This window comes from Thermostichus sp. MS-CIW-41 (genome assembly GCF_054058915.1).
In genome coordinates, this window is sequence record NZ_JBSSBO010000007.1 from 25,393 (window position 1) to 45,489 (window position 20,097).

The window sequence follows — 20,097 nt, forward strand, 5'->3', positions numbered from 1 at the left end:
ATCTTTCTGTTTACTTTCGAGTCTGCCAACATGGTAGCCAAAGCAAAGCAGAAAATTGGTAGTAAGACGACACGGAAACTGCGCTTTGGGTATTCTACTCAAAGCTTTGCGGGATACCGCCATTCTGTTTGGAAACAAACAGAATGCTATCGCTGCATAGTTGAACAGTGATGTTCAGCAGTGTTCAGCGTAAATGTATCAGTTCCTCAAGGCTGCCGACTTGTTGGCTGCTGAAGTGCTGGAGTCCTTGCCACCGATGGATGAATCTTCGCCCCACTGGGGGGATCCCTTGGTGGAGCGGGGGTTATTGCGACCGGAGACGCTGCAGTATTTTCGCAAACATTTCCTGCCAGCTTCTGCCAGCGGATGCTGAGATATGCCAGAACTCCGTCCGAGCGCCGAGACCGTCAAGCGGATGAAGGTCTTGCCTCCACAGCACATTGTCGGGCAGGAGATGGCGGCACGACTGCTTGTGGCGGCCCTGGAGAAGGAGCGGGTGACTTCCAGCTACTGCTTCTTGGGCCCCCAAGGGGTGGGGCGGAAGCTGATGGCCCGTTGGTTTGCCCAGGCCCTCTTGTGCGAATCCAGCTCCGGGATCCCTTGCGGCAAGTGCTCCCACTGCCGTTGGCTGCTGGCGGGCAACCATCCCAATCTCCACTGGGTCAGCCCCACCTACCTGCACCAAGGCCGCCTAATTGCGGCAGACTCCCCGGAGGCGCAAACCTTGCAACGGCGCTCGCCGCCCCAAATTCGCCTGGAGCAGGTGCAGGGGGTATCCCGCTTCTGTGCCCGCAAGCCGATTCGAGCCCAGCGAAAGGGCTCCGCCCCGCTATCGGGAGCGGTGGTGGTGCTGGAGGGAGCCGAAACCTTGGCGGAAAGCGCTGCCAATGCTTTGTTGAAAACTCTGGAAGAGCCCGGCCCGGCCCACATTGTTCTCATCGCCCCCCAGGCGGCCTCGCTGTTGCCGACGCTGTTGTCCCGCTGCCAGATGGTGCCTTTTCGCCGCCTCAGCCCAGAAGAGGTCGACCGGGTGCTGAGTGGGTTGGGTTGCCCAGATCTGGCAGGGATCCCTCGATCCGAGCTGATTGCCTTGGCCCAGGGCAGCCCCGGCTTGGCCTTGCTGGCCCACCAGCACCTGCAGCAGATCCCGCCGTCGCTCCTTGAGGAACTCAAACGTTGGCCCTGGCACTCTTCTCTCCAGCAAGCATTGGAATTGGGCAGAGCGGTGGCCAGTTTGGAGCTGCCGGCACAACTGTGGCTGATCGATTATTTGCAGCAGCATTTTTGGGCGCAGGGATCCCGTCAGCCGTTTGCGCCAGGGGTGCAGAGCGCCATCCGGCAGTTGGAACGCATTCGCCAACACCTGTTGCAACTGGTGCAGCCCCGTCTCTGTTGGGAGGTCAACCTTGCCAGCATTAGCCCGGGTGGGTGATGTGGTAGCTGCCGTCGGCTTGTACCCAGGCGATCTCCGGGATCCGACATTGGCGGGCATAGGCTTCGATCTCTTCAGGGGCCCGATCCAGCAATTCCAGCTCCACCGCCTCCGTTCGCGTCAGCGGTGCGGTGCACTCTTCTCGCCAGCGGGCGGCCAAGGCCAGCGCCGCCGGGATCCCTGCCGGCACCAGGGGCACCACCAACCGTTTGCAGCCCATCTCCTCGGTTTGGGGATCGGGGGGCAAGAGCCGCAGCAGCGTATCCGGCAGAAGGGTAAAGCCGATCCCCGGCTGTTCGACCTGCTGAGGGCTGTAGAGAGCATGCAGCCGGTCGTAGCGCCCCCCCAGAGCAATGACCTCCCCGCTCGCCACCGCCTGAAAAACGATGCCGGTGTAGTAGGCCAGGGTTTGCAACAAGCTCAGATCCAGCACCACCCGCACCCCATGTTCCTCCAGCACCTGGCAGAGCTGCCGCAGATCCCGCAGCCGCTCAGGCGGCACAGGCAACTGAGCCAGGTCAGAAAGAACTGAGCCGGGCTGGCCCCGCAGCCCCAGAATCTGCAAGCCAATCTGGCGGGCGGCTTCCGGCAGAGGGGCCGATTCCAGGTAAACGTAGTCGAGCTGGGCAATGGCACGGCGCACTGCCGCTTGAGCCGTGGGGGCAACGGCGCTGAGCAAACTCTCGGTGAGGCTGACATCTCCCAGCAGCAGCGTCCAGGCGGCCTCCGTCCCGTTTACACAAGAAGAGATGCCGATCGAGCGAATGCAATCGGCCAGCAGCAGCAGAATCTCGGCATCTGCCAGCCATCCCCCTGCCCCGATCAGCTCCACTCCGGACTGAAAAAACTCCTGGCTACTGTAGGATCCCTCCTCCCGCCGGCTGTTGCGAAAAACGCTGCCGTGGTAGTAGAGCCGCAACGGCAAAGGCCCACCGGCTAGACGGGTGGCTGCCGCCCGCACAATGGAAGCAGTGAACTCGGGGCGCAGCCCCAGCATCGTCCCTTCGCCATCCCGCAGTTGCAGCACCGACTCAGCGCGGATGGATCCCCCCGCCAGCAGCGTTTCCAGCCGCTCTAGGGTGGGAGTGATGATGCGCTGGTAGCCATGGCGCCGGAAAACCCGGGTCAGCTGAGCCTCCAGCTTCTCCCGCCGTTGTACTTCCCGCGGCAGGAGATCCCGGGCACCGCTGGGGGGGCGCAGACTGCTGGAGACGGTGGAACTGGCCTCAGGGCGGGGATCCCAAAAGTGCTCCGCACCGCTACCGCGAGAGTGCTCCGCACCGCTACCGCGACCGTACACAGGGCTGCTCCAGCAGAAGATCCTGCTGCATCATACCGGATGTTGGAGGTCAGCTGGGATCCCGGGGAAACTCAGGCCACTCCCAGATGGGATCCGTGGAGCGCACTCGGTGCATTCCTGCTTCCGCAAAGCGGGCGAAGGCGGCCTCCGCCTGTTCGCTGAAATCCACAACGCCGGGAATCACCACCGGCGAGGTGCAGTCCTCCAGAAGGTAGACTTTCTTGGCCAAGCTGGGATCCGTGGCCTGGATCTCTTGCAGCAGGTCGCTCACCGTCCAGGCCACGCAGTGGCTTTTGGCTTGGCCAGCCACGATCAGGGCGTCAAACTGCAGCAGGTGGTGGATGAGGAGCTCATTTTTCTCGTCGATGGGATCCCCTTCCGGCCCGGTCAAAACCTCCGGGCTAAGCACGGAATAATTTTCCGTCAAGGGATTGGCTCCCTTGAGCTGCAGGCTGGGCTGGCTGCAGCGGGCCATGCCGTGAAAGAAAATCGCCTCCTCCACCGCTGGCACCAGGGCATGGCCAATCCCCCCCAGCATGGAGTGGTAGGGCCAGACGATGAGGGGATATTTTCCCCCCTGCTCCAACTGCTCGGCGTAGTGCAGAGCGTAGACCTGCAACCGCGTCAGATCCCCCTGGGTGAGGTTGGCAGCCATGGCGGGGTTAACCCGCCAGCGTCCGCAGCGGATATCGGCTGCCGAAATGGCCGTGGCCGGCTCAGGATGGGCTCCCTGCGCGTCCACCCAAAAGACGGGGTGGAAGATCTGCATGGCCGTGTGGGTGTCGAGAGTGGCAACAATCTGGGTGATGCAGGCCAAATTGCGGTAGATGAACTGACAAAGCCGGCGATTATCTTCCACCGCTCCCAACCCGCTGGAACCGGCCACAAACAGCTCAAAGCCGGGAATGCAAAAGGTGTTCTGCACATCAATGAGCAACAAGCCCACCCGCACCTGATCGGCCTCCGCCGGCGGGATCCCTTGCTCCTTGGCCCAGCGCTCGGCTTCTGCTGCCCGCTGTTGGTAGGGCACGCGCCAAATCTCCCCCACCCGCTCCGGATCAAAGTGGGGGGGAAGGCCCGCTGGAGCCTTAACAGTTAGCTCCTGTAGAGTGGTATTCATGGCGTTCTTCCGGTGGGGGCTGGATTGACCAGGCTTGCACCCGCTCGATAGAGTTGGACGGGTAACACTTATGGTTGGTTTCACTATAAGTTGGGGGCAAGATTTTGTCCAGATGGCCGCCTGTATTTCTGGCTGAGTTTGGGTTTGGTGTCTTGTCGAGGCCGATTTTTAGGGTTTTTTGGGGTTGTGATGCTTCTGGTGGATCCCTACAAGCAGCCTTACTTATGGTAAGTTTCACTATAACCTTCGCAACAGCCCTCTGCTCGATCCCGCCGTTCCCCACTGGCTTCTGCCCCGAGGTTTTTCATGTTGAGCCCTGATTTCTCGTCGTTGCGGCCCCAAGACTATGGCCTGCTAACCGACCTGTACCAGTTCACCATGGCCGCCTGCTACGTGGGGGAAGGGCTAGAGTCTCAGCCCGCTGCCTTTGAGCTGTTTGTGCGGCGGCTGCCCACCGACTATGGCTACCTAATCGCCATGGGGCTCACCCAGGCAGTGGACTATCTGCAGCAACTGAGCTTCGCCCCCGAGGCTTTGCGAGCGCTGCGGGAAACGGGCATTTTCGCCGATGCGCCGGAGCGCTTTTGGGAGCTGCTGGCCCGCTGCCGATTTGAGGGGGATGTGTGGGCGGTGCCGGAAGGAACCGCCATTTTCGCCAACCAGCCCCTGTTGCGGGTGGAAGCCCCCCTCTGGCAAGCCCAACTGGTGGAAACTTACTTGCTGTCCACCTTTAACTACCAGACCCTGATCGCCACCAAGGCGGCCCGTATGCGAGATGCAGCAGGGGATGAGGCCATTTTGTTGGAGTTCGGCACCCGGCGAGCTTTTGGTCCCCAGGCGGGGCTGTGGGCAGCCCGGGCGGCTCTGGCGGCAGGGTTCAATGCCACCTCCAACGTCTTGGCAGCCCTGAAATTGGGGCGCAAGCCGGCAGGAACCATGGCCCATTCCCTAGTGATGGCCATTGCTGCTCTCTCGGGAGACGAAACCCGCGCCTTTCAATCCTTTCGGCGCTACTTTCCCCAAGCTGCGCTTCTAATCGATACCTACGATCCCATCCAAGGGGCGCGCACAGCAGCCCAGCTCTTTGCGGCCAGAAGCCCAGATCAACCGGGATCCCAGGGGGAAATCGGCGGGGTGCGCATCGACTCGGGAGATTTGGAAGATCTCTCTCGCCGGGTGAAACAAATTTTGCCTCAAGGCGCCCCGGTGTTCGTCAGTGGGGATTTGGACGAATACGAGATCGAGCGCCTGCATCGCTCCCAAGCCCCCATCAGCGGTTATGGGGTGGGCACCCGCCTGGTAACTGGAGAAGGCGTAAACGGGGTGTACAAATTGGTGGAAATCAATGGGATCCCGGTGGCCAAAGCTTCCTTTGCCAAAGCCACCCTTCCCGGTCGCAAGCAGATCTTTCGCGGCCCTGAAGGAGACTTGTTGGGCCATGCTGACGAGCCCCCGCCTCCTGGCTACGAACCGCTCTTGCGCAAAGTTATGGAAAAAGGGCTGCTGCTGGATCCCTTGCCGGATCTGGAAGCCATTGCCCGCACCAGCCGCGCCTCTGTGCTGTGCCTGCCCCAGGGAGTGCGACAACTGCGCCAGCCGGATCCCTGGCCCACAGCCCTGACTGCCGCTTTGCAACGGTTGAAAGACCACACCCTTGGCCAGGAATGTGCCTCGGCGGGCCCTGCCTGAGGAGAAGGAGTCCCGCTGCACTATAATGTTCTAGCTTCAAGGTCTCCGCTTTGAGGTTTGAGTTTTGCCATTGGACTTGAGCCTCAGGCCATTTTGATTTTTGGTGTTTTCCTAGTCTTTGCCCCCAGCTCTATGACCCAACGTGCCCTAATTACCGGCATCACCGGACAGGATGGCTCCTATCTGGCCGAGCTGTTGTTGAAGAAAAACTACGAAGTTCACGGCATCATCCGCCGCGCCAGCACCTTCAACACCGACCGCATCGACCACATCTACGTGGATGCCCACAACCCCCAGGCCAGGCTGTTTCTCCACTACGGGGATCTCACGGATGGCACCACCCTGCGCAGGATTTTGGAACAGGTGCAGCCGACGGAAGTGTACAACCTGGGGGCCCAATCCCACGTGCGGGTGAGCTTTGATGCGCCGGAATACACCGTCGATGCAGTGGCCATGGGCACGCTGCGTCTTCTAGAGGCCATCCGCGACTACCAGCAGCGCACCGGGATCCGGGTGAAGTTTTACCAGGCAGGCTCCTCGGAGATGTTCGGCCTAGTGCAAGAGATCCCGCAAAAGGAAACCACCCCCTTCTACCCGCGCAGCCCCTATGCCTGTGCCAAGGTGTACGGCTACTGGCAGACGGTCAACTACCGCGAAGCCTACAACCTCTTCGCCTGCAACGGTATCTTGTTCAACCACGAAAGCCCACGGCGAGGGGAAACCTTTGTAACCCGCAAGATCACCCGCGCCGTCAGCCGCATTGTGGCCGGCAAACAGGACAAGCTCTACCTGGGCAACCTGGATGCCAAGCGGGACTGGGGCTACGCCAAAGACTACGTCGAGGGGATGTGGATGATGCTCCAACAACCCCAGCCGGATGACTATGTGCTGGCTACCGGGGAAACCCACACTGTGCGCGAGTTTGTGGAACGGGCCTTCGCGCTGGTGGGCCTGCCGATTACCTGGAAAGGTTCCGGCCAAGCCGAACAGGGGTTGTACAAAGACCAAGTGTTGATCGAGATCGATCCCCGCTACTACCGCCCAACCGAGGTGGATCTGCTGTTGGGGGATGCTTCAAAAGCCAAGCGAGTCCTAGGATGGGAGCCCAAGGTGAGCTTCCCGCAGTTGGTGGAGCTGATGGTGCTGGCCGACTTGGAAGCCATCGGCCTGGATCCGGATCCCATCTTGGGGGAACGGCGCACCCTCAACGGCTTGCTTAGCGAAGATCGCGCTTTCATCCGCACTCAGCTGGGGGTTCACTACGACTGACAAGACAGTTAGAACGGTGGAGACGGGATCCCAAAAGACCGCCTTGACCCCTTGTCCAAAGCAGGAACTAAACGCTTAATATAGTAGATCGCCGATTCTTTTGGTGCCTCGTCCTCTTGCTCCCCAGCTGACCATCTCTTGCTGACTTTGTTTGCTGATTTCGGAGAAATGCCCCCATGTCCCGCTACACAGGCCCCCGCCTAAAAATTATTCGTCGCTTCGGGGGACTTGATCTGCCCGGCTTGACGCGCAAGCGCCCCAAAAATACCAACCCGCCCGGTATGCATGGCGCCGAGCGCAAGAAAAAATCCGAATATGCCATTCGCTTAGAAGAAAAGCAGAAGGTGCGCTTCAACTACGGGCTGAGCGAGCGGCAGATGATCCGCTACATGCGCAAGGCACGGCGCTCCAAGGGATCCACCGGTTTGGCCTTGCTGCAAATGCTGGAAATGCGGTTGGATTGCATCGTGTTTCGTCTGGGCATGGCTCCAACCATTCCGGCAGCTCGGCAGCTCGTGAGCCACGGCCACATAGAGGTTAACGGCCAAAAGGTAACCATTCCCAGCTATGGCTGCAAAGTGGGGGATGTGATTACAGTAAAAAACAAGGAATCTTCCCGCAAGCTGGTGGCCGCCTACGCGGAGTATCCGGGGTTGTTTTTGCCGGACTACCTGGAGTTTGACAAAGAAAAGCTGCGCGGACGCATCAAGGAATTGCCCCCCCGCGAGCAAATTTGCGCCCCGGTCAACGAGCTTTTGGTGGTTGAGTTCTATTCCCGCAAGCTCTAGGGATCCCCTTTTGTAGCCATTGCAAATTGCAGGGGAATTTTGGGCAGTTTGACGTTCTCCTCACCCTTGAGGCCGGGGGATTTTTCACGGTTTGTTTTTTGTAGCGTTTCCCCTGCTCATCGCTCCTGTTGGCGATGCGTAGCGTTAGCTAGACCGCCGGGAAGCCCTGCCCTCTGTTAGTGACTAGTGGCTAGTCACTATCCACTCACCACTATCCAGGGTGAGGGTCGGGATGAGAGGCGGGGACACTTTGGTTTTCAATGGACTGGCCTAAAACCGAGACGGTAACCCCACCGCATGAAGCAATAGGGTAGGATTCATTCCAGTAGATTACCCTTGCCTCAATGAGAACTGCTTACCAGTACCGTTTGCGACCTACGCCCAGCCAGATTGCTTTGATGAGCGAGTGGCTAGACTTGTTACGGAAGCAGTACAACTACCGCTTGGCAGAGCGCCTTGCGTGGTGGGAACACAATCGCTGTGACATCAATGCTTGTCCCCTAGTCTGTCATTTGCCCCAGCTGAAAGACAAGCCCGATTTCTACTCCCAGAAACGGGACTTGGTGAGCACGAAAGCCCTGTTTCCGGAGTACAGAGCAGTCCATTCGCAAGTCCTGCAAAACTGCATAGAGCGAGTGCACAAAGCATTCGACCGCTGGCTGAAGGGGGACGGTAACGGCAAGCGGGCAGGGAAACCCAGATTTAAGGGAGCTGGGCGGTATCGCTCCTTCAGTTTCCCCCCGATGAAACAAGACTGCATTTGCGGGCAGTTTATCCATCTGCCCAAAATCGGTGCTGTTCGGATAATTCAGCACCGTCCTTTGCCTGACGGTTTTGTCATCAAGACTGCTACCATCACCCGCAAGGCAGACGGGTGGTATGTGACCTTGAGCCTGCAAGATTCATCTGTCCCCGTATTTACCCCTGACCTGCCAACACTGGAGAACACCATAGGAATCGACGTGGGGCTGGACTCCTTTTTGGTGACCGACGCGGGGGAGTCTGTTCCAGTTCCCCAGTATTACCGCAGAGCCCAAAAGCGGTTAAAGAGACTGCAGCGGGCAGTGTCTCGCAAGAAGAAAGGGTCAAACCGCCTATGGCTAGTGACTAGTGGATAGTGAATAGTGACTATCCACTAACCACTATCTCAGCGCAAAGATTTTCATGACAAAACAGCGAACTGGCTGGTAAGCAAAGGCAAGCATATTGGGTACGAAGCCCTGAATATCAAAGGTGTTGCTAGAACCCGACTAGCAAAATCTACCTATGATGCTGGGTGGGGACAATTTCTGCGAATTCTGGCAGTCAAGGCTGAAAGAGCTGGGCTGAGGGCGATTGCAGTGAATCCCAACGGCAGCAGTCAAAACTGCTCTCGGTGTGGTCAAAGAGTACCGAAAGCGATTCAAGACAGGTGGCATTCTTGTTCCCATTGTGGGCTAGAACTAGGACGCGACCACCATGCGGCCATCAACATCAAGTACAGGGCGGTGGGGCATCCCGTTCTTTTCGCGTCAGCGGGACGTAGTCCTCAAGCGCAGGAAACGTCCTTTTCGCGCTAGCGGCGCGGAGCGCTAACCGGAGTCACTGTTCGCGTCAGCGGGACGGAGTCCTTGAAGCCCGCACTCTCTCGCTTTGGCGGCGCGGAGCGCTTTGCGTCAGCATGAGTGTGGGAGTATGTCACGCTGAAGAAATCTACAGGGATCCAGTTGGGGACATGTCGAATCCTGCTGCTGTCCGAGACTTGTCTGCTAGCCTGAAGATCGGCCAGGTGGCTCTAGCAGCCGGCTTGCCTGTACGCACGGTGCGCTACTACGAATCGATAGGCCTGCTGAAGCCAACGGTGGAACGGGCGGAGTCCAGCTATCGGCTGTTCGACCCTTCGGTTTTGGTTCGTCTGGCCTTTATCCGCTGCTGCCAGAGCCTGGGCCTGAGCTTAGAAGAAATCCGCCAAATCCTGGATGTCCACGACCGAGGGGAGCAGCCTTGTCCAGAAATTCGCCAGCATCTGCAAGGCAAGCTGCAGGAGATTGAACAGCGAATTGCCGATCTGCAAGCGCTGAAAAGCCAAATTCAAGGTCTCCTCTCCGATTGGCAGATCCCCCCTGCGGCTGCTGATGAAAAAGAGGTGATCTGCCCGATTTTGCAAAAACCAGAGGCCAGGGGCGGCAAGGGCAACAGCCGTTACTCCACCGTTACCGACTTAGCCAAGTTGCGCGGCTGATCCACATCGGCTCCGCGGCGCAAAGCCATGGCATAGGCGAACAACTGCAGGGGGATCACGTTCAGAACCGCCGACAACAGGGGTGTCGTGCTGGGCACCTCGATGATGTGGTCGGCTTTCTCCCGCACCTGGGTGTCTTCGGGGTTGATGAGGGCGATCACCCGTCCCCCCCGCGCCCGCACCTGTTCGATGTTGGAGAGCATTTTTTCGTAGACGGGATCCCGGGTGGCAATGCACACCACCGGCACCCGCTCGTCGATGAGGGCGATAGGGCCATGCTTCATCTCCCCTGCCGGGTAGCCTTCGGCGTGGATATAGCTCACCTCTTTCATCTTCAAAGCTCCTTCCAGGGCAATCGGGGCGTTAACCCAGCGGCCCAGATAGAGCATGTTGGCAACATGATGGTACTGCTCCGCCAGTTGGTCGTAGAGGGCGGCGTCCTTCAGCATCAGGCTGATCTTGCCCGGCAGCTCAATCAAGGCTTGCAGGTGGGCTTGGATCTGGGCCGGGCTGAGGATCCCTTTGGCTTGGGCCAGTTGCAGGGCCAGCAAATACCCCGCCACCAACATGCCGGTAAACACTTTGGTGGAAGCCACGGCAATCTCCGGACCGGCATGGATGTAGAGAACCCCGGCATCCGCCAGACGGCTGGCCTGGGATCCGATGGCGTTGACAATCGCCAGAGTCGGGATCCCTTGGGTGCGGGCCTCGCTCATGGCTGCCAGCGTATCGACGGTTTCTCCCGACTGGGTTAGAGCCAGCAACAGGTGGTTGGGGCGCAACACCGGCTGGCGGTAGCGAAACTCAGAGGCATAGTCCACCTCCACGGGGGTACGGGCCAAGCTCTCGATGAAGTACTTGAGCACCCAGCAGGCGTGCCAGGCAGTACCACAGGCTACGGCGTGGATGTGCTCAATGTGGGCCAGTTGCGCTTCAGAAAGCGTTAGCCCCTCCAGTGTCACCCGGCCCTGTTCCAGATCCACCCGCCCCCGCAGCGTATCGGTGGTGGTGCGGGGCTGCTCAAAGATCTCCTTCTGCATGAAGTGCTTGTAGCCTCCCTTGGCGGCTGAGACGGGATCCCAGGCCACGGTGATGCTGGATTTGCGCAGCTCCTCGCCGGTAATGCGCAAGTAGCGCACTTGAGACTCCGTGAGAACCGCCATTTCCCCATCTTCTAAGAACACCACCTTGCGGGTATGGCGGACAATGGCAGGCAGATCGGAGGCCACGAAGTTTTCCCCTTCTCCCTCTCCCACCACCACGGCTCCGGCATTGCCCAAACGGGCTGCGATCAGCCGATCCGGCGCCTCCCGATCCAGAGCCACCACGGCGTTTCCCCCCCGCAGTTGCCCCATGACCTGGCCAAAGGCCGCCTCAAAGGAGCCCAGCTCTTCGGTGTAGAGACCCAGCAGTTGGGCGATCACTTCCGTATCGGTTTGGGAGCGAAATGGGATCCCCCGCTCCAGGAGACGCTCCTTTAGCTCCAGGTAGTTTTCCACAATGCCGTTTTGGATCACCACAATGCGCCCGCGCTCGTCGCACTGGGGGTGGGCATTTTCTTCGGTCACGCCGCCGTGGGTGGCCCAGCGGGTATGTCCGATCCCTACCTTGGCGGTGGGCATGTTGGCCGTCAGCTTTACCAGCAGGTTGTGCAGCTTGCCGGTAGCGCGAACAATCCTCAATCCCTCTTCGGGATCCACCGTGGCGATGCCGGCAGAATCATAGCCCCGATACTCCAAGGTGCGCAGGCCCTCCAACAGGATGGGGGCAGCCCACTGAAAACCCACGTAGCCGACAATGCCACACATTCCTCACACCTCAACCTCAGTCGCGCCAGCGTTGCGTAGCCATAGGGGGTGCCGTAGGCACAGCACCTTATCCGCAAAGCCTACCCCAGGTTGGGGATCCCTTCAACGGCTTTGGCCGCCGTTGTTACCTCAGCGGGTCATCTCAGGGATCCCAGACTCCCGCTAGAGAGAGGGGAAAGGCAGCCAACTTATGGGGAAGTCTGCGGCTGCCATCCTTGGGATCCAGAGACAATCCCCTGGGCAAAAGAGACGGGCGCAAAACGAAAGTGATACCCTTCGGCCACCGCGGGCTGGATCCCATCTTCTCCGGGCACACTGGAGACCAGTCGGCTCAGCCCCAACACCAACTCTCGAATGCCGCGGCGAAACTGGGGATCCCCGGTCAGCTCGTCGATGTCGGCGGTAATTTTTTGCATATTCTGAAAGGTGATGCGGGCGGAATCGAGGGTTTGGCGCAGAGTAGCTAAAGTGCCCGGATCGTTGAGGCTGGCGGCAATCTGCTGCAGATCTTCGGTAGCTTGGGCCACGTTCTCCGCAGCCGCTCGCACCTCGGCCAGGATCTGGCGCACATCGGCCTGGAGTTGTGGATCGGTAACCAGCGGGCGCACCGCGCTCGACATGGCCTGGAGATCGGCGCTCACCTGCTGAATGTTCTCCAGGGCGGCGTTAAGGGAAGTGCGGTTTTGATCCACCAGGGCGGTGAATTGATCGGCAGCCGCTTGCAAACTGCGGGCAGTTCCCCTCACAGCCCCAGCCGCGTCTTGGATGGCTGTGGCAGCGGTCGTGAATTGCAACAAGTCCAGATCTTCGGTGCGCAGGGCAGCTACTCGCTCTTCTACGGTTTCTGAAAGACTGGCTACGCTATTGGCGACGCGGGTGATCCCTTCTAGGGTGGCGTTAAGGGTGTCGAAGAGCTCATCGTCGTTGACCCGTGTGAGCAACTGATCCAGCCGGATCAATAACTGGCCAAAATCCACTCCAGGTTTGCCCTCCACCACATCTCCATCGCAGATGATTTGACTGCTGTCGCAATCCGCTGCCAGAGGGGATCCCGTTGCCGCCTGACCCCTCCCCTGGGGCAGGATGTCCATCACCGTTTCCCCCACCAACCCCGTCTGTTTGGTAAGAAACAGGGAATCGCGGGGGATGACTAGGGGCTGATCAATGGTCACCTGTACTTCTACTTGGCTGGGTTGAGGCACAATCCGCTCCACTCGACCTATGGTTACCCCCCGCAGCCGCACGCTGGATCCCTCTGTCAGGCCGACCACGTTGGTATAGGTGACGGTAAATTGAAAGCCGCGACTGCCAAAGCGCAGGTTGTAGATCCACAAAAACAGGCCGGCAAAGCCCAGCGCCCCCGCCAGGATCAACAGGCCCACTGCCCCTTCTCGCACTGCTCGCGAACGCATCACACCTGCCCCGCCACTTGAATCGGCCCTTCTACGCTACCGCTGAAAAACTGCCGCACAAAGGGGTTATCGCACGTTTCAATCTGCTGCACGGATCCCTCCCACTGCACCCGCCCCTGAGCCAACAGGACAATGCGGTCGGTGGCGCGGTAAATGGTGCTGTGCTGGTGGGTCACCACAATGTAGCTCTCACAGGCTTTTTTCACCTGCTGCAGCTCCCGAATGAGATCTTCAATCACCGTGGAGGCAATGGGATCCAAACCCGCAGTGGGCTCGTCGTACAGCAGCAATTGGGGCTCATCCTGGGGCAGAGAAGGATCCTCCATAATGGCGCGGGCGAAGCTGGCCCGTTTGCGCATCCCCCCCGAGAGTTCTTCTGGCAGGTTGTGCTCTTTGCCCGCCAGTCCCACCGCCTCCAGCTTGGCGGCCACCAATTCCCGAATGCGGGAGCGGGGCAACTGCGAGTGCTCGTAGAGCAAAAACCCCACGTTTTCTTCCACCGTCAGGGAGTCGAAGAGGGCGGCCTGCTGAAACACCATCCCTACTCGCAAAGGGGGAGTTGCATGATGGGCTTGAATCTCCGGGAGCGGGATCCCGCACCAGAGCACTTCTCCAGCGTCTGGCTCCGTTAGGCCGGCGATGATGCGCAGCAGCGTCGATTTCCCGGTGCCCGAAGGCCCCACCAGGCCCAGGGCCTCACCCCGGTACACCTTCAGATCCACGTGGTCAAGCACCACCGTCGAGCCGAAGCGCTTGGAAACTTGGCGCAGCTCCACCAAGGGGGCAGTGCTCTGCACTGCTGGCATGCTCAGAACCTCCGCCCTCGCCAAAGGCTGGAGCCTATTTTCCGCGGCCTGCTGCTCCTTTGGGCTGTCTATGCTGCTTCTGAAGCACTTGACCAATGATTTCAAGCAAAACTGGGGGCTCAGGATGCTTCCCTCCTTGAGTCGGCTTCACTGCTAGTTTAGGAGTCGGCAGGGGCCAAGGCAATGAAGCAGCCCACAGCCCTATCAAGGCAGATCAGGGATCCCTGGCGATAGGCCCAAGCCGTACCTGATACATTCACGCTGAACTCTCCTGAACATGGTTCAGGAAAGAAGCGATCGCATCCTGCCTATCTCTGTTCGCGTCAGCGGGACGGAGTCCAAACAGGAAGGCGGTATCCCGCAAAGCCCTGAGGAATACCCCCCGAGCGCTTTCCCCCTTCACTTCCCGGCAACCGTTGCGGTGGACTCAAGGATCAGGGGGAAACTTGGTCTACTATATCCCTCTCAATGACTTTTGCCAAACCGCCTAAAGCTCAGTAAATTCAGCAAAGTTCAGGGTTTTGGGGGTTAGAGGCATCCTCTCCTCTCCATTCTCTCTGCTCTGCAGCTCAGGGGCGAGGTCTTCCTCAAGGGCAGCCACCCAACCGGAGGGGACGATCTCCATCTCGTCTGTAACCCCTGCTCTTTTCTCTTCCCTCTTCTCTCCGTCGGCCAGCTCCGGCTGCTTATCCTGTTCTGAATGGAGTTTCACGCGCCGCGAGAAGCCCCAGACAAATAAGGGGATCACGGCCACCACCATCCCCCACTCTGGGATCTCGATTTGGGGGAAAAACACCTCCAACAACATGGTGCTCCCCACCAAGGCGATGATGGCAAAAGCGGCATCTTCCAGGTGAGAGAACTCGTCCAACCAACGCAAAAACAGAGAAGCCATGTAGCGCATCAGGGTAATGCCGAGAATGCCGCCGAGGATGATTACCCAAGCCTTGCGGGAGACACCCACCGAAGCAGCGATGCTGTCGAAAGAAAAGACCAGATCCGTCAGTTCCACCATCACCAGGGTCTGCCAAAAATTGGCGTGGCGGGTGATGTCCTGTTCTTGGCCTTCTTCCTCGCCCCGAAAGTGCTGCCAGGCTAGCCAGAGCAGATAACAGGCCCCGAAAAACTGAGCGGGTGGATACTCCACCAACCAAACTGCCGCGAAGACAATGGCAATGCGAAAGCTGTAAGCGCCGATGATGCCCCAGCGCAAGGCCCGATTTTGTTGCTGAGGGGTGGGCAGATGCTTCACCAGAGCTGCTAGGGCAACGGCGTTGTCCGCAGAGAGGGCGGCCTCCAAAAACACCAAAGCCACCACCAAGAAAATATCTGTCCAGGTGAAGGACTGAGTCATCCCTTGCGCCAGGATCAAGGTCGCTCCCATCGCATCTGTTGCATTTTTGACAAGTGTTGCATCAATTAGCATATTCGCGCGTTTTGTCCGCCCCAGTCAGTCCAACACAGCAGTTAACCAGCGTAGGAACCCTCCCCATCTTCGGATAAAGGTACCCCAGAAAAAGGCATGAACCCAGTTAGGTGACCAGAGGCAACACCCTCAAACTCCCGAAGGATGGGAAAGAGAAAGCCCAAGCCTAAACTATGGCCTGAGTATAGCCTGTTTGGCTCAGGATCCATTTACAGTTCTTAACCTTCTGAAATCTGGCCATCCTCTGTTGGATCTCCAGTGGGGCCGGATGAGCTCAGTCGAGCCGCCAGCCGTTGTCCGCAACGCAGGATCTGGCCTGCCAGAATCGCCGCCCCAAAACCGTTATCAATGTTCAGCACTCCCACCCCCGCTGCGCAAGAGTTGAGCATGGTGAGCAGGGCAGCCAAGCCCTGGAAGCTGGCCCCGTAGCCAATGCTGGTGGGCACAGCGATCACCGGACAATCCGCCAGACCCGCCACCACACTGGCCAAGGCCCCCTCCATGCCCGCCACCACGATCAGCACGTCCGCTTGCAGGGCCGCCCAGTTGTGCAGCAGCCGATGGATCCCGGCCACCCCCACATCCCAGAGGCGCTTCACCTGAAACCCAGAAAGCTCGAGCGTGAGGGCGGCTTCTTCTGCCACCGGTAAGTCGGCAGTGCCGGCGGAGATCACGCTGACCTGTCCAGGATGGCTGACCACCTGCTGGGACGGGATCCAACACAAGCGGGCCAACTCGGAATACTGGGCCTGGGGCAAGCGGCTGCGGATCTCGGCATACACCTGGGCTTCGATGCGGGTGGCCAAGGCCAGGGATCCCCGCTGGTGGAGTTGCTCCAGGATCTGGGCAATCTGATCTGGGGTCTTGCCCGGCCCCCACACGGCTTCAGGAAAGCCCGTGCGCAAGGGACGGTGGTGATCCACATGGGCGAAGTCTCCCACCGGCTCAAAGGGCAGAAAGCGATAGGCTTGCAGGGCTTGCTCTGGGGTGAGCTCCCCTTGGGCCACCGCCCGAAACAGATCCTGCAGCGCTGTCGTGGAAGGGGGGTTCATGGAAGGTGAGTTAATCTGCAACACTCGGCTTGGATCTTGCCTGGATTTATTGGGCCAAAGACCCGCGCGGGAAAAACAACACCGGATGCCAACTTTGCCGCAAAATCTCGCCGGTGAGGCTGCGAACCGACCACTCCCAAAAGCTGCCCACATGGGGGGAGGCAGTGGCAATGGCCGTCATGTCTTCATCGGCAGCAGTAGCCAGGATCTCTTTGAGAGGGGATCCCACCCGCACCAGGGTGCGCAGCTGTACGGGCTTCACCTGCTCGCTCAGGGGTTCAAGCACCTGGGCCAGGTCAGCCTCGGCTTTGCGTTGGAGCACCTCCACCGGAGTTCCTTGGTTGCGGCGGGCGCTGGGATCCACCACGTAGAGCAGGGTAAGCGTCTGGCACTGGGAAGTACCGGGCAGCAGGTGGCCGAGATGGTTCAGCAACTGCTGACGCGGCTGCTCAAAGTCAAAGGGCACCAAGAGGCAGCGAAACAGGTGGCGGCTGCGCAAGCGCAATTCTTCCAGGGTAAAGGTAGCCAGCAGCTGGGGGCGCATCACCAGTAGGGGGATTTTCAGCTTCGGCAACAGCGCCATGGTGGTGCTGCCGAACAATTTTTCGGCGAGCAGATTGTGGGTGCCCATGCCTGTGATTAACAGATCGCAGCCGTAGGCTTGGATCCCTTTTAAGATCGCCTCTGCCGGCTTGCCCACCTGCACCAGAGCCTTGACTTCCAACCTCGCCGGGATCGGGTTCAGCAGCTTCTGCAACTGGGTCTGCTCTGCCTGGACTTCGGGGGTAATGTCGTCGGGAATGCCGATGTCGTCCTCTTGCCAATCTACGCTGCGGACGAAGGTGACGCGCTCGATGCCATTGCTGTGCAGATCTTCTAGACACTTGCCAAAACGCTGCAGGCCATCTCGGCGGTCGGTGGCAATTAACACGTTTTTAAACATATCGTTTTGAGCATTAGGAGAGAGGGTAGCCGGCTCAAGAGCAACGCTTTGGCCCGCAGCGATCCTAAGCTAACACCTTGCGGGGTTGTTCCCAAGGCAGCAGCTCTGGATCCCTCTTCGGCATCGGTTGCTCAGCGGTTGGGATCTGCCAGGTTGCGAAACTGGGTGTACTGGCTTTCGAACAGCAGGCGCACAGTGCCGGTGGGGCCGTTGCGATGTTTGGCAATGATGACCTCGGCAATGCCGCGATCGCTGGTGTTGGGATCGTAGTATTCCGGGCGATAGATCATCATCACCAGATCGGCATCCTGCTCGATGCTGTTGTGTACCAGCAGACCGTTGGCCACAAAGTTGTGGTGGCGGGGCATCTCGATGTCGTAAACCGGCTGAGGCTCCCCTGGCTCGCTGATGAACACCACCGGATCCCAGATCAGCCCCTCCTGCACCACCACCGCCACCTCTTCCTCCAATTGCAGCTCGTCCAAGGTTTTCCAGCCCTGTTGGGTGAAAAAGGGGTGATTGCCGGTGGCGCGAATGGAAAAGTTGAGGCGGGTCTTCAGAACACAGGTGGGCTGCCGACCACTGCAAAACACTTTCACAGGCTGTTGGGGCACCAAGCGCCCGCGCCCGTTCAAGCTGAGCAGGCGGGGCAGTTCCGCCGAAGCCGGCAGGGCCGCCAGTTGATCCAGCCGCCAGATCTTGCCGCGATCCGCATCCATCACCTGCGTATCCCCGGCCAGACAGCCCGATTCCCGCAGATCCGCCAGCTGTGGACGTTTGTCGGAGCGCGACTCGACAGCCCGACTGAGCTGAGACAGCACCAGCACCGGCACCATCAGCTCCTTGGCCATGGCCTTGAGGCCACGGGTAATGCGCGACAGCTCCTGCACCCGGTTGTCGGCAGCGGATCCCTGCATCAGTTGTAGGTAGTCGATCAACACCATCCCCAACGTTCCCCCCTGTTCCGCCTGCAAACGCCGCGCTTTGGAGCGAATTTCTGTAACGGTACAGTCGGGGGTATCGTCGATGAACAGGGGCAATTGCGATAAAAAACCAATGGCTTGTCCCAGGCGCTGCCACTCGTGTTCGCTGATGCGCCCAGAACGCAGACGGCTGCTGTCGATGCGGGCTTCGCTGGCCAAAAGCCGCTGCACCAGTTGCTCCCTCGACATTTCCAGGCTAAAGATGGCGACCGGCTGCTTGGCATAGGCAGCCACATTTTGGGCAATGTTGAGGGCAAGACTGGTTTTCCCCATCGAGGGACGACCGGCCAGAATCAGCAAATCGGATCGCTGCAAGCCCTGGGTCAAGTTATCCAGGTCGATGAATTTGGTCGGGATCCCAGGGAGCTGAGCCCCACTCTGGAACTTCTCTTCCAAATCCGAGAAGATATTGACCAAAACCTCGGAGGCCGGGATAAGACTGCGCTGCACCCGCTCTTGGGTGAGGCCAAACACCTGCTGCTCGGCTTGATCCATCACCTGAGACAGGGGCTGACTGGTATCGTAGGCCAAACGAGCCAAGGTATTGCTCACCTGGATCAACTGGCGGCGCATGTATTTATCCATCACCAGGCGGGCATACTGGTCGATGTTGACGCTGCTGACGGTTTGCTCCAGCAGACGACGGATCGCCCCTGTTCCTCCCACCCGCTCCAGAAGGTGATGATCTGCCAACCAGGCAGACACAGTCATCAAGTCGGTGGGTTGGCCTTGGCTGTGCAGTTGGAGGGCAGCCCGGTAAATCTCTTGGTGGGCAGAGATGTAAAACATCTCCGGACGCAGAAACTCCGCGACCCGCACCAACGCATCCGGATCGAGGAGGATGCCCCCCAGGATCTCCTCCTCAGCTTCAATGTTTTGAGGAGGAAGCCGATCCCCACCCGTTAAGTCGTAATCGCTGATCACCACAAGCCAGGATAGGAAAATCAACCCAGCCCTAGGGCAACCGGCCTCTCAGCCAGTCAGCTCCAATCGTCAGGCGGGTCAAGCTCTAGGCTGAGCATACCCGCTTGTTGCCTAAGGCAAAAACCCTACTCACCCCGGGATCCCTCACGGGAACTCAGGGATCCTCGAAGGTGAGTCCTCATTCGGGAGTAACCTGAATGCGCAGCGTAGCGGTAACTTCGGGGTGTAACTTTACCTGCACGGGATAAACCCCGGTTTTTTTGATTTCCTCGTTGAGGAGAATGTTGCGGCGGTCGATATCCAGGCCGCTGGTAGCCAGCACCACCTCGGCAATATCGCTGGTGGTAACCTGCCCGAATAGGAGATCGTGTTCTCCCACTTTCTTACGGATGACGAAGCGACCAATGGTCTCCAGAGCGGTCTTGTAGTTTTCCGCCCGTTGTTTTTCTGCCAGTTTACGAGCCGCTTCCTGCTCCAGACGCATCTGCTGCTCTTTCAATATGCCAGGGGTAACCCGCACCGCCATCTGCCGTGGGAAGAGGTAGTTGCGAGCATATCCGGGCTTGACGTTGACAATCTCTCCGGGCTTGCCCAGCCCTGGGATCGCCTGGCGCAGCACAACCTGCATGTTACGTTTCGACATCGGGGAAGGCACTTCATTTTCTCGACAGCCTTCCATTCTAGAGGCTCAGCAGGTTCATCGTCAGCCCAGAGTGCCATAGCCACTAGCCCGTCGGCATAGGGGATCCCTTCTCAGAGCTTATTCCCGATTGGCAGGTCTCTAGAGTCCTCTTCCAGCTCTGAACCTTGGCGGGAAGATGAAGAAGCCACCTTTCCAAACTCAAAAGGCGGAAGTTCTCTGTTTTGGGAGATACCCAATCCAGGATAGGGAGTGGCTGACACCAAAGGGGATCCCTTGAGGGG

The 20,097-nt window shown here is 59.2% G+C and carries 16 protein-coding genes and 2 pseudogenes; 7 read left to right on the plus strand and 11 right to left on the minus strand.

All coding sequences use genetic code 11. The features are described 5' to 3' along the window. Positions 1-193: 193 nt before the first annotated feature. Both ACVWXE_RS03570 and ACVWXE_RS03575 read left to right on the plus strand, forming a co-directional pair. Entirely contained in the window at positions 194-373 is a 180-nt protein-coding gene (locus ACVWXE_RS03570) for a hypothetical protein (protein ID WP_011432732.1), read from the plus strand. 3 nt (positions 374-376) lie between these two features. Continuing rightward, complete coding sequence (locus tag ACVWXE_RS03575; protein ID WP_457489604.1) at positions 377-1,432, plus strand: DNA polymerase III subunit delta'; 1,056 nt, start codon at positions 377-379, stop codon at positions 1,430-1,432. On the opposite strand, the gene ACVWXE_RS03580 is transcribed toward ACVWXE_RS03575, so the two are convergent. Continuing rightward, entirely contained in the window at positions 1,416-2,732 is a 1,317-nt protein-coding gene (locus ACVWXE_RS03580) for an ATP phosphoribosyltransferase regulatory subunit (protein WP_414344827.1), read from the minus strand. The two genes, ACVWXE_RS03575 and ACVWXE_RS03580, sit on opposite strands and share 17 nt — an antisense overlap. Positions 2,733-2,781: 49 nt before the next feature. After that, on the minus strand, positions 2,782-3,852 hold the full coding sequence (locus ACVWXE_RS03585; RefSeq protein ID WP_457489605.1) for an isochorismatase: 1,071 nt from the start codon (positions 3,850-3,852) through the stop codon (positions 2,782-2,784). A gap of 306 nt (positions 3,853-4,158) precedes the next feature. On the opposite strand from ACVWXE_RS03585, the gene ACVWXE_RS03590 reads away from it, so the two are divergent. The 3 genes from ACVWXE_RS03590 to rpsD all read left to right on the plus strand — a co-directional run bounded on the left by ACVWXE_RS03590 (position 4,159) and on the right by rpsD (position 7,598). Then, entirely contained in the window at positions 4,159-5,541 is a 1,383-nt protein-coding gene (locus ACVWXE_RS03590; RefSeq protein ID WP_457489606.1) for a nicotinate phosphoribosyltransferase, read from the plus strand. A 132-nt stretch (positions 5,542-5,673) separates the two neighbouring features. Next, a complete protein-coding gene (gmd, locus tag ACVWXE_RS03595; protein WP_414344822.1) occupies positions 5,674-6,810 on the plus strand; it encodes a GDP-mannose 4,6-dehydratase in 1,137 nt (378 codons plus the stop codon). A gap of 176 nt (positions 6,811-6,986) precedes the next feature. Next, positions 6,987-7,598, plus strand: coding sequence for a 30S ribosomal protein S4 (rpsD, locus tag ACVWXE_RS03600; protein WP_011432724.1), 612 nt, complete (start codon positions 6,987-6,989; stop codon positions 7,596-7,598). A gap of 211 nt (positions 7,599-7,809) precedes the next feature. Here the strand turns inward: rpsD and ACVWXE_RS03605 are convergent. Further along, positions 7,810-7,929: pseudogene (locus tag ACVWXE_RS03605) on the minus strand (IS200/IS605 family transposase); the annotation flags it as partial. A 13-nt stretch (positions 7,930-7,942) separates the two neighbouring features. Here ACVWXE_RS03605 and ACVWXE_RS03610 point away from each other — a divergent pair. Both ACVWXE_RS03610 and ACVWXE_RS03615 read left to right on the plus strand, forming a co-directional pair. After that, positions 7,943-9,157: pseudogene (locus ACVWXE_RS03610) on the plus strand (RNA-guided endonuclease InsQ/TnpB family protein). A gap of 155 nt (positions 9,158-9,312) precedes the next feature. Continuing rightward, positions 9,313-9,819: a heavy metal-responsive transcriptional regulator gene (locus ACVWXE_RS03615; RefSeq protein ID WP_457489607.1), complete on the plus strand. Its 507-nt coding sequence runs from the start codon at positions 9,313-9,315 to the stop codon at positions 9,817-9,819. Here the strand turns inward: ACVWXE_RS03615 and glmS are convergent. The 8 genes from glmS to rplI form a co-directional block, all read right to left on the minus strand. Further along, entirely contained in the window at positions 9,780-11,627 is a 1,848-nt protein-coding gene (glmS, locus tag ACVWXE_RS03620; RefSeq protein ID WP_414355853.1) for a glutamine--fructose-6-phosphate transaminase (isomerizing), read from the minus strand. The genes ACVWXE_RS03615 and glmS overlap by 40 nt on opposite strands. A gap of 188 nt (positions 11,628-11,815) precedes the next feature. Beyond that, the gene (locus tag ACVWXE_RS03625; protein WP_457489608.1) at positions 11,816-13,039 is read right to left on the minus strand and encodes an MlaD family protein; all 1,224 of its coding nucleotides are present in this window, start codon (positions 13,037-13,039) and stop codon (positions 11,816-11,818) included. Continuing rightward, positions 13,039-13,845 carry an ABC transporter ATP-binding protein gene (locus tag ACVWXE_RS03630; protein ID WP_414417147.1) on the minus strand — a complete coding sequence of 269 codons (807 nt, stop codon included), beginning with the start codon at positions 13,843-13,845 and terminating at the stop codon, positions 13,039-13,041. Before ACVWXE_RS03630 ends, ACVWXE_RS03625 begins: the two co-directional genes overlap by 1 nt. A 487-nt stretch (positions 13,846-14,332) precedes the next feature. After that, positions 14,333-15,229 (minus strand): TerC family protein, encoded by an 897-nt coding sequence (locus ACVWXE_RS03635; protein WP_457489609.1) that lies wholly within the window; start codon positions 15,227-15,229, stop codon positions 14,333-14,335. A gap of 260 nt (positions 15,230-15,489) precedes the next feature. After that, positions 15,490-16,323 (minus strand): nickel pincer cofactor biosynthesis protein LarB, encoded by an 834-nt coding sequence (gene larB, locus ACVWXE_RS03640; RefSeq protein ID WP_457439994.1) that lies wholly within the window; start codon positions 16,321-16,323, stop codon positions 15,490-15,492. A gap of 46 nt (positions 16,324-16,369) precedes the next feature. Further along, positions 16,370-17,266 carry a universal stress protein gene (locus ACVWXE_RS03645; protein ID WP_457489610.1) on the minus strand — a complete coding sequence of 299 codons (897 nt, stop codon included), beginning with the start codon at positions 17,264-17,266 and terminating at the stop codon, positions 16,370-16,372. A gap of 131 nt (positions 17,267-17,397) precedes the next feature. Next, positions 17,398-19,173 carry a replicative DNA helicase gene (gene dnaB / locus ACVWXE_RS03650; protein WP_414412921.1) on the minus strand — a complete coding sequence of 592 codons (1,776 nt, stop codon included), beginning with the start codon at positions 19,171-19,173 and terminating at the stop codon, positions 17,398-17,400. Between the two features lie 178 nt (positions 19,174-19,351). Continuing rightward, the gene (gene rplI / locus ACVWXE_RS03655; protein WP_414329820.1) at positions 19,352-19,816 is read right to left on the minus strand and encodes a 50S ribosomal protein L9; all 465 of its coding nucleotides are present in this window, start codon (positions 19,814-19,816) and stop codon (positions 19,352-19,354) included. Positions 19,817-20,097 lie beyond the last annotated feature (281 nt).